Consider the following 16458-nt stretch of genomic DNA (forward strand, 5'->3'; position numbering starts at 1 on the left):
ATGGAAAAAACGAGTACAAGTGTTTGGAATAATTGTCTTGCAATAATCAAAGACAATATACCAGCGCAAAGTTTTAAAACCTGGTTTGAGCCTGTGAAAGCAGTACGTTTGGAGGGTGACGTTTTGACTATTCAAGTACCTAGTTTATTTTTTTACGAGTGGTTAGAAGAACACTATGTTGGCATCTTGCGTAAGACAGTAAAAAAGTTCTTAGGAGAACAAGGTAGGTTGGAATACAATATTGTGGTAGAGAAGTCTTCAGCATCTATTCCTTATACGACTAATATCCCATCTAACGGCAATGGAGCAGAAGGTAAGAAACAATCTATTCCCGTACCTGTATCTTTAAATAAGGACATCAAAAATCCATTTGTAATTCCTGGACTAAAAAAATTGCAAGTTGACCCACAATTGAATCAAAATTATACTTTTGATAATTTCATTGAGGGAGAGTGTAATCGTCTTGCACGTTCTGCAGGCTTTGCTGTAGCAAATAAACCAGGTGGCACATCATTCAATCCATTGATGATTTATGGTGCAGTAGGATTAGGGAAAACACACTTAGCGCAAGCAATCGGAAATGAAATCAAAAGAAACTTACCGGATAAACTGGTCATCTACGTTTCTTGTGAGAAATTTTGTCAACAGTTTGTAGACTCACTAAAAAATAATACGATTAACGATTTTGTCAATTTTTATCAAGCAATGGATGTCATCATTATGGATGATGTACATAATTTTGCCGGTAAAGAAAAAACGCAGGATATATTCTTCCATATATTCAATCATTTACATCAGTCAGGAAAACAAGTCATCTTAACATCTGATAAAGCTCCTAAAGATTTAGCAGGATTAGAAGAACGTTTATTAAGCCGTTTCAAATGGGGTTTATCTGCAGATATTCAGATTCCAGATTTGGAAACAAGAATGGCAATTTTGAAAAAGAAAATGTATTCTGATGGTATTGAATTACCTGAAAATGTAGTAGAATATGTTGCTAATCAGATTGACAATAGTGTTCGTGAGTTAGAAGGAGCTATGGTTTCTTTATTGGCACAATCAACATTAAACAAAAAAGAGATTGATTTAAATTTAGCTAAATCAATGCTTAAGAATTTTGTTAAGAACACCCATAAAGAAATATCAATGGAATTCATTCAAAAACTTGTTTGTGAGTATTTTGAAGTTCCTGTGGAAATGGTTAAATCTAAAGTCCGTAAAAGAGAAATTGTACAGGCAAGACAGATATCAATGTATTTGGCCAAGAATCATACCAAATCATCCTTAAAAACGATCGGTTCTTTCTTTGGAGGAAGAGATCACTCTACCGTTATTTATGCATGTCAGACCGTAGAAGATCTAATCGAAACCGATAAGAAATTTAAAACATATGTAAATGATATCATGAAAAAGCTTAAAGCTTAATATCACTTACAGCAGCGCAAATAAAAAAGGGATTCTAATCAGAATCCCTTTTTTTATCCAAATGGATAATGTTTATGAACAAGTTCTTAATGACTATAGTGTGGTGTTGGTCTCTTCAGTGTTCTCTTTCTTTTCTTCTTTCACGGGCTGAGGAGCTACTTCTGGTATTACCTTAGCAGGTCTTTCTTCCACTACCTTTTTGAATAATTCTTTTTGGTCTTCTGTCAATAAGGCATTTACCTTTACATCAGCCTCAGCTTGCAATTTATTGATTTGTTCTACCAAAACTTCTTTCGTTGCTGTGGTGTCACCCAATAAAGCAGATTCAGCTTTTGCTTGATCTAACGTAATGGTATAAGCCGCAGTTTTTTGCTCATCTGTCAAACTTAATTTTTGAGTCAATTCGGTTGTTACCTGAGTAGCATGTTCTTCTGGAGTCACTTGTTGTGCAAATGTTAAACTCAATGCTAAGAAGAATCCGATTCCTGTTAAAAATAATTTTTTCATGATTGCTATGTTTTAATGTAAATATTCAATAACTAAAATTCTACAACTAAAACTCCCAATCACCTCCAATTATTGTATCAAATATGTTACTTTAACAAATTTTTAACAAAAAATATGAATTAACTATCTCATATTTAGATCATTATTGTTAATAGCTATTTTACTGCATGCTGAATACCAATAATCTATTTCCATGCTATTTTTGTCTTTGCTGTCTGCGTTCTTGCATTTCTTTTTGCAGTATATCATAAGATTTGCTTTGTTCAGGACTTAAGAAAGATTTAATTTTTGCATCTGTGGTCTGTCTCAACGGCTGAATTTTTTCAAAAGCTGCTTTACGATCATCCGTATTTTTGAATAGGTCTTGTTGTTTTTTAGACATATCTAGCGCGTATACATAGATGGAGTCTTTTTGGTTCTGTGATAGTTTTAATTGTTTATCCAATCGTTCTACCGTATTCTTTGCTTGATCTTCAGGTGTTCTTTGCCATCCCGGATTACTTTGTTTTTCTTGTGCTACAGTTGCTGTAGCAAAAAGCGCCATCATGCCAAATAAAGCTAATTTTAAATTTTTCATATCTTTTTTATTATTGATCCGTGCTGCCGTCCACTTAACGACAACTAGTAAAAAGACAAAAATTAAATAGCAAAGTTTAGAGATTATTAAAATTTAAGATTCATTAACACTTATGTCACAGATAGATAGAATATTTTTTTCAAATGACAGTTGTTTATGCTCATCTTCAAAAGCAATTTCGATGGGAATGTAGGCGATTGGGAGATCACGTAAGACATTTAAAAATTCAGGATTGCGTAGTCGCTGAGCATCTTTTTCTGTTGTTATGATTATTTTATTGTCATTTGCCATTTCTTCGAATCGCTGTTTAAAGATTAAGATATCACTTAATTTAAAAGCATAGTGATCGGAATAGGACAGGTGCTCAACATCCTTTACAAGAGGTTTAAGGTACTTTATTAACGGTAGTGGATTCGCTATACCAGTGACCAACAAAACAGCCGTATTGCTGCTTATTTGAATGGATTGTTTGGTTATCGGAATAGCATTGCCATAGACAATAGAAGTAAAGAAGACCGATGTAGTTCCACTCTTTTTACTTAAAGTTTTTTTGATGCGTTCTTTTTGATCAGGAGTAGCATTTGATGGCGTCTTAGTGACCACAATAAGGTTAGCTCTACTGGATTCTCCTGGAAGATCTCTAAAATTGCCCATGGGCAATACAAACATAGGATGCAGACAAGAGGTAAACTCAAATAAGAGGATCGAAAACTTAGGTCTCAATCTGCGGTGTTGAAAAGCATCATCCAATACAATGACATCATGTTTATCCATTAATGTTTCCACACCATGACATCGATCTTCACAAACAGCTACTGTAAGGTCTGGAAATTTATTTTTAAATTGGAGAGGTTCGTCACCAACTTCATCAGCCATTGAGGATACCTCAACATATTTAAAACCTTTAGTTTTGCGGCCATATCCTCGGCTTAAAGTGGCGATCTGACGTTTATTTTGAAGCAGTTTGACAATAAATTCGGTCATTGGACTTTTCCCTGTTCCTCCAACGGCAAGATTACCGACCACAATTGTCGTAATCGGATAAGATTTAGATTTCAATATCTGCAGATCAAATAATCTATTTCTAATCCAGATCACAAGTCCATAGAGTATGGAGAAAGGAAATAAAAGTAAACGGAAGACCTTCATGATCAATTACCTGTAATATTCAAGCCTACATCAGAGATTTCCAATAAGGGATTGTCGCGCATGTTTTGTTCAAAACTGAAGTGATATACTCCAGTATCAGGAAATACATAATCTTGATGGATAAGACTTTGCTGTGTATAGAGAGATCCTGCACTTTTTCCTGTCCATTTGCCATCTAATTGAGCTAATTTAAGCTCTTTTCTAAAAATATATTCCTTTGTACGAGGTCCTTTCTCATACACCAAAATAAAAAGATTAGCATAGGGATAATTTGCGGTATGTCGAACATTTAACAAAACATCATACTTTTTAGAAATATCGGTGATATGAACTTTAAAGGTTGGTCTATTAGTATGATCCCACGCTCTTTTAGGAATGCTTACGTTTTCATCTATAATTGTATTGGAATCACATGACACAAATAGTGATAATAGGATACAACTCATTAGAAAAGTATATGTTTTCATGCTCATTTGAGTATATTAAGTTGGCGAGCATCATGATGCTCGCCAACTACTATCATAAACTTATTACTCTGCCGAAGGAGCAGAATTATTGCCCTTATTTCTGTTATTTCGATTCTTATTGAATCTTCTTTTGGGTCTATTTGTTGCTCCCTCTTTACTTTGAGTCGCTGACGTATTTTTATCTGTAGCAACTACTTTTGGAGCTTTATCTTGCTTCTGTTGTGGTTTCTCGGTTTTTACTACCGGTGCCTTTACCGTTTGGTCGGAAGAACCTCTAGCTCTATTATTGGGCTTAGCTTTACTTTTATTATTACGTTTTCTTTTATTTTTTTCGTCCAGACGCGTTAGGCTATCTTGACCTACTACATTTTCGTAATCGTAATTAATAATTTTTTCTTCTTTGATCTCAACTTCGATAGTAGTGACCAATTCTTCCACTTTGATTCCCTGTTTATTTTTTTCGATCAATTCTTTAACATGATCAACTGGTAGTGCAATCCAGCTTTCAGCTCCCGGATAAGAGAACCACATCATTTTTTTGAAAATATCGGTTTTTTGCAAATATGCATTACCTTTCGTTGTTTCGATGCGGTCTATATTATTTGGAATGTCTTTTAAGGCATCCATATAACTATCCAGTTCGTAGTTTAAGCAGCATTTTAATTTACCACATTGACCGGCTAATTTTAAGGTATTCAGCGATAGATTTTGATATCTTGCTGCCGAAGTGGAGACTGTTTTGAAATCTGTCAACCAGGTTGAACAGCACAATTCTCGACCACAAGAACCAATTCCACCGAGGCGACTTGCTTCCTGTCTCATACCTATTTGACGCATTTCAATCCGGATCCGGAATGATTCAGCCATTCTTTTGATCAGTTCACGGAAATCGACACGGCCCTCTGCCGTATAATAGAAAGTAGCCTTGGTTTTATCACCTTGATAATCTACATCCGATATTTTCATAGAAAGACCCAATTCTAAAGCCAGATTTCTAGCTTTATGCATAGTCTCCCATTCCAAATCCTTTGCGATGTTGAATTTTTCAACATCTAGCTCTGTAGGTTTACGATAAATTTTCTTGGTAACACTTTCTAAACTTACATTGTTTTTCTTCAATTGTAAGCGAACCAGCTCTCCTGTTAGAGAAACATGTCCAATGTCATATCCGCCTGTAGTAGGTTCTACAGCAACCATTTCACCAATTTCTAAATATAAATTGTCAGAATTGATAAAGAAATCCTTTCTCGATCCCTTAAATCGAACTTCTACAATGTCAAAAGGTTTATAGTTGGATGGCATATCCATATCAGATAGCCAGTCATATACATCTAATTTATTACATCCGCTAGTCATGCAAGAGCCATTATTTTGGCAACCTGCTGGAGTACCGCCCACTGTCGTCGTACTTCCACAACCTCCGCCGGATGAGCAACTGCCACATCCCATAGTTTTCTATATATATTGAGTTCCTTTCGGAAACGTTTTGTATTTAAACATTAATACTAATTGCAAAGATAAATCTAAAAATAATATTTTAGGATTTGCATTTCTTTCTACACTATAATGTGTCGTTTCAAACAAGTTGATTGTCTCTTCAATTTGTTCAAGGGTATAATGAGTAGCAAACTTGTTGACAAAATCAAGTTCATGCGAAGGAAGGAAAACCAAACTGGATAGGTCTTGTTTAATTAAAACAATTTGACGCATGATATTAATGGCATACATCAAAAATGTTTTTTGATTCTCTCGACCCAATTTAGCTAATTCATCCTCGCAAATGCTAATGATATTTAAACCCGAATCTTGTACGACCAAACGTAACCATCTCACTAAAAGGTCAAAATGATTATTGGTATGTAGATCAATCATATTTATAGCCTCTTGAACGTTGCCGTCCGCTATAAAAGCAATCTCTCTCGCTTCTGATTCTTCAAGATGTTTACTTTCAATTAAATAAGAAGTAATAGCCTGATGGCTCAACTTATTGATTTTGACAAGCTGCGTTCTTGAAATAATGGTATTTAATATTTTTTCTTGATTCTCAGCAACCAACAGAAATAATGTTTTTTCAGGTGGTTCTTCAATCAATTTTAATAAAGCATTGCCTTCTTTTTCTAAATATTCAGGAAGCCACATGATGAGGACCTTATATTCAGCTTCAAAAGACTTGAGACTTAGTTTTTTAATGATTTCATGTGCCTCCGCAATATTGATATTAACTTGCTTATTTTCTGCATCAAGTTGTTGTCGCCAATTTTCTAAACCCAAATATGGATTATTAAAAAACGCCTTACGCCAATTGTCCATAAATGTAGCAGCATGATCATCTTTGTGTTTGGCAATGAAAGGATATGAAAAATGTAAATCAGGGTGAATAAGCTTACTGTATTTTCGACAAGAAGCACATTGACCACAACTATCATCCTCTAATTTATTTTCGCAATTGATTAATTGCGCATAAGCCAAAGCCAAAGGCAAAGAACCAGATCCTTCTGGACCAAGAAATAGTTGAGCATGACTAACACGGTTATCACGAACTGTGCTGATCAGATGTGCTTTAACTAAATCATGTCCAATTATTTCTTTAAATTGCATATACTACTGCTAGTCTATACAAATGTAATAAATAATAGACAGCATTTATTTATAAACAAAATATAATTGGCTTAAATGACATTAATTTTATTGAAATCCAATGATTTAGTGTCTTCAATATTGATTTTGTTTTGAAAGCTACTATTACGTGATTTGCATACCGCTGATTAAAAAATGTAGATTCTTTTGCGTATTATTGCAGATATAATTCATAATTTTAGGAAATGAGATTTATAGTATCCACATCGATTTTATTAAAACAACTTCAAGCTATTAATGGCGCTTCAAGTAGTAGTACAGTTCTACCCATATTAGAGAACTTTCTTTTTGAAATAAAAGACAATACGTTAACGATTTCTGCAACAGATTTGCAAACAAGTATGGTTACGTCATTGCAAATTGAGGCTAAAGAAGAAGGAAAAGTAGCGATGCCTTCTAAAATTTTAATCGAGACTTTAAAAACCCTACCCGATCAGCCCGTTGCCTTTTTTGTTGACAACAACACATTAGCCATTGAAATCAGTGCAGGTGATGGTAAATATAAATTGAGTGGTGAAAATCCTGAGGATTTCCCTAAGATACCTGTAATTGATAATGCTCATACCGTAAACATGCCTGCTCCGATATTGGCAGAAGCAATCAGCAAAACCATCTTTGCTGTCAGTAACGACGAATTGAGACCAGCGATGTCAGGTGTTTTAGTTCAATTGGGAGACAAAGCAATTACATTTGTATCGACAGATGCACATAAATTGGTCCGTTATAGAAGATCTGATATAGGTGTTGAAAAGCCAGCGTCGTTGATCCTTCCAAAAAAAGCATTATCCTTACTGAAATCTTCTTTACCTTCTGAAGATATTAATGTATCAATTGAATACAATTCAACCAATGCATTCTTCAGTTTTGGTAACATTAATTTAATTTGTCGTTTGATTGACGAGCGTTACCCAGATTATGAAGCTGTCATTCCACAAGTCAATCCAAATAAATTAACTGTTGATCGTTTATTATTCTTAAATACGCTACGTCGTGTTGTTATTTTTGCCAATAAGACGACACATCAGGTACGTTTGAAAATATCTGGTAGCGAATTAAATATCTCAGCAGAAGATTTAGATTTTTCTAATGAAGCTCATGAACGTTTAGGCTGTCAGTTTGAAGGAGAAGATATGGAGATAGGCTTCAACGCTAAATTTTTAGTAGAGATGTTGAATAATTTGGCAAGTGAGGAAGTTGTGATCGAAATGAGTACAGCAAACCGTGCCGGATTATTAATTCCAGCAGTAGCAGAAGAAAATGAAGATATTTTAATGCTGGTTATGCCGGTTATGTTAAATAACATAGGTTAATTCAGACTGCTTTGGAAGTTATCACGCATATCATTGATTTTATTCTGCATATTGATAAACATTTACTAGAAATTGTAAATGATTATAAAACTTGGACTTACCTCATTTTGTTTTTGATTATTTTTGTCGAAACAGGAGTAGTGGTAATGCCATTTTTACCAGGAGATTCCTTACTTTTTGCATCCGGTATGCTTGCAGCTCAGCCCAACGAATTGAATGTTTGGTTGATGATCGTCATCCTACTGATAGCTGCGATATCGGGAGATTCGCTTAATTACTCGATTGGGAAACGTTTTGGTATGCAGATGACCAAGTTTAAACTTTTTGGAAAACAAGTCATTAAGGACGAGCAGATTCAGAAAACTCATGCATTCTATGAGAAATATGGAAGCAAGACAATTGTCATTGCGCGCTTTGTTCCTATTGTAAGAACTTTAGCACCATTTGTCGGAGGTATTGGCAGAATGCATTATGGTACTTTTATAACCTATAATGTTATTGGCGCAGTTCTTTGGGTAGTTGGAATTACGTTAGCGGGTTATTTCTTAGGAAACATACCGATTATTAGAGATAATTTTTCAAAAGTGGTCTTATTGATTATTCTATTATCCATATTGCCGATTGTCTTTGAAGTCGTAAAAGAAAAATTTAAAAAGAAAAAGGAAGCTTAAAAGCTTCCTTTTTTTATATAGTCAATTATGATCTGAGTAGCAACGGATCAATTATTGGATAGAAAGATACTGTAGTAGATACCTAGCCGTTTATTCAAAAGAACTCGATGTATGGAGATCATGACCAATATTGTTGATTTTATTTTACATATCGATAGACACTTGGTGCAGATCGTGCATGAGTATGAAGGATGGACTTATCTCCTTTTATTTTTAATTGTATTTGCAGAAACAGGATTAGTGGTTGCTCCATTTTTGCCGGGAGACTCTGTCTTATTTGCTCTAGGGGCTATCATTGCTATTCCTGAGAGCGGGTTATCATTACTTTTATTTTGGTTTGTTTTAGTATCTGCAGCTGTTCTTGGTGATTTTGTCAATTATGAAATCGGAAAATATTTAGGACAGCGCGTATTCAGAACTGGATCTAACATTTTTAAACCCCAATATTTGGACCGGACCCAATCCTTCTATTTAAAGCACGGTTCCAAAACAATTATCTATGCACGATTTGTACCCATTGTGCGCACATTTGCCCCATTTGTTGCGGGGATAAGTAAGATGCCCTACCGTCAATTTGGAACTTATAACATGCTTGGAGGTTTTCTCTGGGTAACCTTATTTCTATTCGCAGGATATTTCTTTGGTCAACTCTCATTCTTTAAAAACCATTTTTCGATCGTCGTACTTGTCATTATTTTTATCAGCCTGTTTCCCATGCTTATACAGGTACTGAACACAAAAAAATCAAGAAAGGCCTAAACCAATTATTATTTTTGGAGTCTGCTTTATCTAAATATGTGTATGAAGAATCTACTTTTTATCTTTCTCAGTTTCGTGTTTACATGTTCATCTGCGCAAGTTCGAGTTGAAAAAAAACAGGCTAAAGCAGCATTTGAACTTCTAAATGATATCCGTCTGCATCCCGAACGTTATAAAAAGAAACTCGGTTTATTCAATTTGGATAAGGTGACCAGAAAACCATTGAATTGGAATAAAAAACTAGCGGCTGTTGCTGAAGATCGTGCCGAAGATATGGCCAAAAGAAATTATTTTGACCATGTTAATCCGGACGGAATAGGTCCCAATCATTACATTCAAAAGTCAGGTTATGAATTAAATGCAAGTTGGCTGAAAAATAAAAAAGCAAATAATTTTGAATCCATTGCTTGGAATTGGCCGACTGCGAGTGAGGGAATCAAGGGACTCATCATCGGGAAGGAAGCACCAGGATATCATCATCGAAAACACTTATTGGGCATGGATCAGTGGAATGCATCTTTATACGATATTGGTATTGGCTATGTCACGGTAGGTAAGAAAGGTAATCAAAAAAGCTATTTATGCGTCATTATTGCTAAGCATGATTGGTAAATTAATCAATTTATAGTCTTGATATTATACATTATTGGAATGTTTCTTACCTTTGCATATGATAAAATCAATGACAGGATACGGCACCGCTGTAAAAGACAATGGAAAAGTTAAGTACAGTGTCGAGATTAAATCCTTGAATTCTAAATTTCTTGAATTGAATCTTCGCTTACCCAAAGCAGTTTCAGACAAGGAATTGACGTTACGTACAGAGTGTAGTAAACTGATCGAAAGAGGTAAGGTAAACCTGTATGTGAATGTTGAATATACTGATCAAACAGCAAAAGCATCTACTATAAATGCAGATTTGCTAAAAAAATATTATACCCAACTACAACAGATTGCCTTTGAATTGGGTGACAAACAAGTTTCTCTTTTCGAATTAGCCCTTAATATGCCGGAGGTAATTGCCAATAATGATAATGAAGTTGATGAAGAAGAGTCAAAATTATTATTAGAAGCATTTTATGCCGCAGTAGATCACTTCAACCTTTTCAGAGCAGACGAAGGTGCAGTGCTTTCGCAAGACCTGACTGAACGTGTTGAATTGATATTAACTTATTTAACAGAAGTCGAATCTGTAGAGATGGATCGTATTCCTTTAATCAGAGAACGTATCGGTCATTATCTAGAGGATACAGTGGGCAAGGAAAACGTAGATAAAAATCGTTTTGAGCAGGAGTTGATTTATTATATCGATAAATTAGATATCACAGAAGAGAAAGTACGGTTACGTTCACACTGTCGTTATTTTCAAAAAGCTTTGACCGCATCGGATTCCAACGGTAAGAAATTAGGATTTATATCTCAGGAAATGGGCAGAGAGATCAATACCCTGGGATCAAAAGCAAACCACGCTGGAATTCAGCAGATCGTGGTAAAAATGAAAGAAGAATTAGAAAAAATTAAAGAGCAATTGCTCAACGTATTATAGGAATGGCAGGTAAGTTAATTATATTCTCCGCACCATCGGGCGCAGGTAAAACAACAATAGTAAAAAGTTTATTAAGTAAACATAGTGATAAGTTGGAATTTTCCATTTCAGCAAGTACACGAGAGCCTCGCGGTGAAGAAATAGATGGTAAAGATTATTACTTTATTTCAAAAGAAGACTTTCTGCATAAAATTGCCAAACAAGAATTTATCGAATTTGAAGAAGTTTACTCCGGTACCTTTTATGGCACACTGCGTTCGGAAGTAGAACGCATCTGGGCAAAAGGTAAACACGTTATATTTGATATTGATGTGATCGGTGGATTACGCTTACGTTCTAAGTTCCCAGATGAGGCCCTATCTATTTTTGTGCAACCTCCATCCCTGGAAGTATTAAAAGAACGTCTTCGTGGAAGAGGAACCGATTCTGAAGAAAAATTACAGGAACGATTTGCAAAAGCAGAATCAGAATTATCGTATGCTGATAAATTTGATGTCATATTGAAAAATTATGACTTGGATGTAGCGGTTGTTGAGGCAGAAAAATTGGTGATGGAATTTTTGAACAAGTAGTCATGGCTAAGGTTGGTTTATTCTTCGGATCTTTTAATCCCGTGCATGTAGGTCATTTAATTATTGCTAATTATATGGCTAATTATACAGAATTGGACGAGGTATGGTTTGTGGTATCTCCACAAAATCCGTTTAAGAAGAAGGAAAGCCTAGGAAATATGTACGATCGGCTGGAGATGGTCAATCTAGCGATAGAAGATACCGACAATTTAAAAGTGAGTGCTATCGAGTTTGGTTTGCCGCAACCCTCTTATACCATTGATACGTTGACGCATCTAGCTGAGAAATATCCTTCACATGATTTTGTTTTGATTATGGGGGAGGACAACTTGGAAACCTTTTCCAAATGGAAGAACAGTGATGTTATCTTAAGAGATTACCACATCTACGTCTATCCAAGACCAGGATATAGTGGCAATACCATGAAAGACCATCCATCGATCACGATGACTCAGACACCTATGATGGAACTATCTTCAACTTTTCTAAGAAAATCGATCAAAGAAGGTAAAAATATCAAATTCTATACTCCAGACAAAGTCTTAGATTTTATCGAGAAAAAAGGCTTATATTCATAAAAAAGAGCGAAACCCAGTTTCGCTCTTTTTTATGAAATACTAATCTTCAATGATAAAGCCGACCTCCTGGTCAAAAGCTTTCCTTTCATCATCCGACAAGTTATTTTTCATCACGCGAATCGTATAACCCCCTCGCAAAACTCCTTTATCCAAATACATCCAGTCAGAAATGGTTTTAGGGTCTATGGTGACTCGATCTCCAAATTTTACGGCCTTTGTCAATTGAGGTTCATTATTAACAGTGCCACTGTACGATTTTCCATCAGATGTTAAATCCCCAATCCAGATGTGTTCACCACCACCGTCTTCAGTATCGAATTTGACTTTAATAGCAAAACTTTCATATCCTTCCTGAGGCTGTTGAAATGCGATATCAAAATTTTTAAAAGTCTTATTGGCTTCATCGATCGCGTGATTCATCACCTCATCATCTTTTTGGAACTCAATGATATCATCATTCTTGATTTTTTCTTTAATCCCGTTTTGACAAGAATATAAAAAAAGTGAACATACTAAAAGTAGGGCAAAGCTGTTTGACATCGTTCTGTTTTTTGATTGTAGTATCATGTAATTTGTTTTGATATTTTTTTAAATGTGACAAGCCAAGATAATAAATATAAAAAAATCATGAGGAACATGATGGGTGAAACCGCCATTACTGCGTGTGCTCCTCTAGCAGTTTATTCTTATTTTTAACAAACATTTAATTCGAGTGTTTTGATTATTTTTAAAGAAAAAATGATGAGAACTTCTATATTATTATTTATCCTTTTATTTTTTGGCTTTATAAAGGCATTTGCTCAATCCAATGGAGACGAAGGAAGCTCTTATAGCAGAGATGAAAAAGGTTACGAATTTCGCACTAAAATGACTATACCGCCTTACGGATTATCAAAAGTAAAGCAGTTGATCGAAACGATTACATTTAAAGAAGATCCATTGGGCAGTTCGGACGGTGGTATAGAAGCTATAAGCGCAGCACAATTTAAAGCACTAAGTCTAAGAGAAAAGTTTACCTATGTCATGATCCATGCTGAGATGAGCCAACAGAACTGCGCTATTCCAGAATACCAGAACGATATTCAAAAAAGAATTTTCAGTCAATTGGAAACAGGATTTAATGAAGCGAGCTGGAGTCAAAGACAAGCCGATTTTCTGATCGAAAATCGCGACTCTGTGATGAAACTCATTGAAGAATCGGTTGTGCGTAGTAAACGAATGGGGATAAATTATAAAGAAGCAATCTTAGAGATGAATGCTTGGCAAATGATTCCCTTTATCATTCGTTATGTCAAAAGCACCGCTCAAGATAAGGATGCATTAACCTTACTGATGCTTTTAATGAAACGGGGAGAGTATGATGAGTTTTTGAAATCAACATCTTACCAGAAGTTATATGGTCCTGATGCTAATTATTATTCTTTCCTGAATTATAACAAAGCAAATGAAGATTTAATATGTGAACGTGCAAGTCGTTACTATAAAGAGAAGATTTCAAAATGATAAAGAAAGTCTGGATTTTACTGCTCGGAATCGTTATTTGCACCAGTCAATCCTTTGCACAAGAGCAACGGTTTATAGACATAGGAGCAGGCACCTATATATTAGGCGACACACTCAGTTTAGATAACCCGCGTAGAGTTGTCAGTCTATCGGCTTTTTCAATCGCTGAGACCGAATTAACAAATGAGGCATTTGCAGCATTTGTGGGTTCGACCAATTATATCACGTTGGCAGAACGATATCACAATGCTATGGTCTTTGAACCAGGTTTAGCAGAATTTCGATGGCTACAGGATAGTACGGCTTATTGGCGGTTTCCAAATGGAACAAGCAGGGGGGACATTGAAGAAAAGATGGATCATCCCGTAACGTGTATATCCTATCGTGATGCATTAGCCTATTGCGAATGGGCAGGAGTTCGTCTACCATCATTAGAGGAATGGGAAGTAGCTTCAAGAGCGGGCTCGCAAACCAAATATTTTGAAGGTGTAGAGTTAGATAACATCATGGATTATGCTAATATATGGCACGGAAGAAATCATTTAGTTGCCGATACGACAGATGGTTTTCTATATACCTCACCTGTTAAATCATTCAAAGCAAATCCTTTAGGTTTATATGATATATATGGCAATGTTTTTGAATTTTGCGAAGGATCGCTAGTTCGAGATCAAGGGCGAAAAGTAGCGCATGCGCGCGGTGGCTCATGGTGGTGCAGTCAAAAATAGCTGCGCTTCCTTCAACTCACAATATATAGGTTCGGTCAACCCCAGTGCTTCTTTTAGTAACCTCGGTTTTCGAGTTGCAAAGAAAAAGTAGCGAGGCTTTCCAGCGGAAAGCCTCGCTACATATTTTGATTATCGACCCATCCAGCCACCATCGACTGTTAGAATTGTTCCATCCACGTAGTTAGACGCATCAGAACTTAAAAATACGATCGGCCCTTTGAAGTCTTGGGGCTGTCCCCATCTTGCAGCAGGAATACGACCTAAAATAGAAGCAGATCTCTCTGGGTCATCGCGCAACGCTTCCGTATTGTCTGTTGCAATATATCCCGGAGCAATAGCATTGACATTGACACCTAGCGAAGCCCACTCATTGGCAAAAGCTTTTGTCATTGAAGCAATTGCACCTTTTGATGCGGCATATCCCGGCACATTGATCCCCCCTTGAAAAGAAAGTAAGGATGCGGTGAAAATAACTTTTCCTGTTCCACGTGAAATCATAGCTTTACCTATTTCTCTCGTCAAAATAAATGGTGCATTTTGATTGATTTCAATGATCTCATCCCAGTATTCATCCGGATGCTCAGCAGCTGGTTTACGTAAGATATTGCCCGCATTGTTGACCAAAATATCAATGACAGGATGTTGTTCTTTCACCTTTGTGATAAATGCATATAGATCCTTTCGCTTTGAAAAATCACATTGATATGCGTAAAATTTTCTACCGAGAGATTCCACCGATTTTTGAATAGCAGAGTTCTCAAGTTCCAATGAAGCTGAAACACCGATAATATCCGCACCAGCTTCTGCCAATGCTTCAGCCATTGCTTTACCGATCCCTCTTTTGCACCCTGTAACCAGGGCAACTTTACCTGTTAAATCAAATGATTGTAGTATAGACATTATTTTTTATAGCTAATGGTTAAAGGTTTATGAATTTGCTCTGATGCCTGCTTTAAATAGTTTTTCCACGCATCCATAGATGTAATTTTTCCTGCTTTATTAAATGCGGCACCCATGTAATAGGTCAGCGATTGATTGTTTTTTGCCGTTACGCTCCATAAAAATTGATTTGGAGTGTCCATAAAATCTTTCTTAACCTCGGGTAACAATAAGGCAGTTCCGGTTATGTTTCCATGTTGTTCTGGTTCCCAATACGCGAAGAAATTTGCTTTTTTATCAATTGCAATAACTGGATTAGCTTCTTTTCGTTTAGCAATACCAATGACAATAGGTGTCGTGGCTGCGGTCGCATTATGAACACGAACATTGATTTTGCTCAATTGACTTTCTGCATCGATGGAAATTTCTTTTTCTATCCCTATCTTTTGACCATTTATTTCTTGAGGCTCATAGATTAATTTGAAGCTAGCCCGTATAGGACCATTGTCCAAAATTTCATATTGGCGATAGTGTTTTGTATAGTGGATCTGTTTGTCAAAATAGATGGCTATGTCTCCAACGCCTAAGGTTTGACCAACAGAATAGTAATCTAGGCCTTTTCCGTGGTCTGCATGATAGTCTCCAGTTCTGTACCATTCGTCGATAATTAACTCATCAGTACGTTTAGCCCAATAATCAAACCCCTGTGCATCTTCAGAAGTGCCTTCCAATGTTTTACCGTAAGCTCTGAAGGCAACCACATTGTTTTCCCATGCAAAATCATCTTTTCGCTCAGGAACATAGCGAGCAAAAACTTTATTCGCTGTTTTTGATGGAATAGCTGACGAAACGGTAAGTTCTATTTTTCCTTTAGCAGCAATATATACAGCAATCAAGACATTTTGAGGTGTTGATTTTCCTCTTTTTTCCAATTGGTATATAAGCGGTTTTTTTGATCCTTGATCTATAATGGAGAAAATGCTATCCTTTAATTCAAAATGCTTTTTAAAATTTTCGAAAGGAATGCTAATGACTTCTTTTCTTTCGAAAGCTGATGGATTCTGAATAATTAAAGAGCTTGTATTTTGAGCAAATAAGCTTGATGCACTCCCAAGTATACAGACAGCTGATAGTAATGATCTCATACCTT

At 35.9% G+C, this 16458-nt stretch carries 19 protein-coding genes; 10 read left to right on the top strand and 9 right to left on the bottom strand.

Annotation, left to right across the window (positions count from 1 at the left end; translation table 11 throughout):
• On the top strand, positions 1–1425 hold the full coding sequence (gene dnaA, locus AC06G9_RS00005) for a chromosomal replication initiator protein DnaA (RefSeq protein ID WP_038695013.1): 1425 nt from the start codon (positions 1–3) through the stop codon (positions 1423–1425).
• A gap of 93 nt (positions 1426–1518) precedes the next feature.
• On the opposite strand, the gene AC06G9_RS00010 is transcribed toward dnaA, so the two are convergent.
• The 6 genes from AC06G9_RS00010 to AC06G9_RS00035 all read right to left on the bottom strand — a co-directional run bounded on the left by AC06G9_RS00010 (position 1519) and on the right by AC06G9_RS00035 (position 6723).
• Positions 1519–1932: a hypothetical protein gene (locus tag AC06G9_RS00010; protein WP_248755118.1), complete on the bottom strand. Its 414-nt coding sequence runs from the start codon at positions 1930–1932 to the stop codon at positions 1519–1521.
• A 196-nt stretch (positions 1933–2128) separates the two neighbouring features.
• Positions 2129–2509: a hypothetical protein gene (locus AC06G9_RS00015; RefSeq protein ID WP_480957294.1), complete on the bottom strand. Its 381-nt coding sequence runs from the start codon at positions 2507–2509 to the stop codon at positions 2129–2131.
• Positions 2510–2602: 93 nt separating this feature from the next.
• Entirely contained in the window at positions 2603–3658 is a 1056-nt protein-coding gene (lpxK, locus tag AC06G9_RS00020; RefSeq protein ID WP_293928893.1) for a tetraacyldisaccharide 4'-kinase, read from the bottom strand.
• A gap of 2 nt (positions 3659–3660) precedes the next feature.
• Positions 3661–4125, bottom strand: a complete 465-nt coding sequence (locus tag AC06G9_RS00025) for a gliding motility lipoprotein GldH (protein ID WP_094771818.1) — start codon at positions 4123–4125, stop codon at positions 3661–3663.
• Positions 4126–4188: 63 nt separating this feature from the next.
• A complete protein-coding gene (locus AC06G9_RS00030; protein WP_293928890.1) occupies positions 4189–5574 on the bottom strand; it encodes a PSP1 domain-containing protein in 1386 nt (461 codons plus the stop codon).
• A 6-nt stretch (positions 5575–5580) separates the two neighbouring features.
• Positions 5581–6723, bottom strand: a complete 1143-nt coding sequence (locus AC06G9_RS00035) for a DNA polymerase III subunit (protein WP_248755114.1) — start codon at positions 6721–6723, stop codon at positions 5581–5583.
• Between the two features lie 224 nt (positions 6724–6947).
• Between AC06G9_RS00035 and dnaN the strand changes: the two genes are divergently transcribed.
• The 7 genes from dnaN (at position 6948) to nadD (ending at position 12198) form a co-directional block, all read left to right on the top strand.
• Positions 6948–8072: a DNA polymerase III subunit beta gene (dnaN, locus tag AC06G9_RS00040; protein ID WP_045754195.1), complete on the top strand. Its 1125-nt coding sequence runs from the start codon at positions 6948–6950 to the stop codon at positions 8070–8072.
• Positions 8073–8083: 11 nt separating this feature from the next.
• Positions 8084–8743 carry a DedA family protein gene (locus AC06G9_RS00045; RefSeq protein ID WP_480957295.1) on the top strand — a complete coding sequence of 220 codons (660 nt, stop codon included), beginning with the start codon at positions 8084–8086 and terminating at the stop codon, positions 8741–8743.
• Positions 8744–8854: 111 nt separating this feature from the next.
• Complete coding sequence (locus tag AC06G9_RS00050; protein ID WP_045754197.1) at positions 8855–9502, top strand: DedA family protein; 648 nt, start codon at positions 8855–8857, stop codon at positions 9500–9502.
• 42 nt (positions 9503–9544) lie between these two features.
• Entirely contained in the window at positions 9545–10114 is a 570-nt protein-coding gene (locus AC06G9_RS00055; protein WP_084405342.1) for a CAP domain-containing protein, read from the top strand.
• A 58-nt stretch (positions 10115–10172) separates the two neighbouring features.
• On the top strand, positions 10173–11048 hold the full coding sequence (locus AC06G9_RS00060; protein WP_084405343.1) for a YicC/YloC family endoribonuclease: 876 nt from the start codon (positions 10173–10175) through the stop codon (positions 11046–11048).
• A gap of 2 nt (positions 11049–11050) precedes the next feature.
• Complete coding sequence (gene gmk / locus AC06G9_RS00065) at positions 11051–11620, top strand: guanylate kinase (RefSeq protein ID WP_045754200.1); 570 nt, start codon at positions 11051–11053, stop codon at positions 11618–11620.
• Between the two features lie 2 nt (positions 11621–11622).
• Positions 11623–12198, top strand: a complete 576-nt coding sequence (nadD, locus tag AC06G9_RS00070; protein ID WP_045754201.1) for a nicotinate (nicotinamide) nucleotide adenylyltransferase — start codon at positions 11623–11625, stop codon at positions 12196–12198.
• 39 nt (positions 12199–12237) lie between these two features.
• On the opposite strand, the gene AC06G9_RS00075 is transcribed toward nadD, so the two are convergent.
• The gene (locus AC06G9_RS00075; protein ID WP_248755113.1) at positions 12238–12738 is read right to left on the bottom strand and encodes a DUF2314 domain-containing protein; all 501 of its coding nucleotides are present in this window, start codon (positions 12736–12738) and stop codon (positions 12238–12240) included.
• A 198-nt stretch (positions 12739–12936) separates the two neighbouring features.
• Here AC06G9_RS00075 and AC06G9_RS00080 point away from each other — a divergent pair, with 198 nt between their 5' ends.
• Together AC06G9_RS00080 and AC06G9_RS00085 are read left to right on the top strand one after the other, a co-directional pair.
• Entirely contained in the window at positions 12937–13701 is a 765-nt protein-coding gene (locus AC06G9_RS00080; RefSeq protein WP_480957296.1) for a hypothetical protein, read from the top strand.
• Positions 13698–14429 (top strand): SUMF1/EgtB/PvdO family nonheme iron enzyme, encoded by a 732-nt coding sequence (locus AC06G9_RS00085; protein WP_480957297.1) that lies wholly within the window; start codon positions 13698–13700, stop codon positions 14427–14429. The genes AC06G9_RS00080 and AC06G9_RS00085 overlap by 4 nt, the downstream gene beginning before the upstream one ends.
• Positions 14430–14558: 129 nt before the next feature.
• Here the strand turns inward: AC06G9_RS00085 and AC06G9_RS00090 are convergent, their stop codons facing one another.
• Positions 14559–15329 carry an SDR family NAD(P)-dependent oxidoreductase gene (locus AC06G9_RS00090; RefSeq protein ID WP_045754203.1) on the bottom strand — a complete coding sequence of 257 codons (771 nt, stop codon included), beginning with the start codon at positions 15327–15329 and terminating at the stop codon, positions 14559–14561.
• Positions 15329–16453, bottom strand: a complete 1125-nt coding sequence (locus AC06G9_RS00095; RefSeq protein WP_480957298.1) for a DUF4861 family protein — start codon at positions 16451–16453, stop codon at positions 15329–15331. The genes AC06G9_RS00090 and AC06G9_RS00095 overlap by 1 nt, the downstream gene beginning before the upstream one ends.
• Positions 16454–16458: the final 5 nt, after the last annotated feature.

The organism is Sphingobacterium sp. MAE (genome assembly GCF_056711605.1).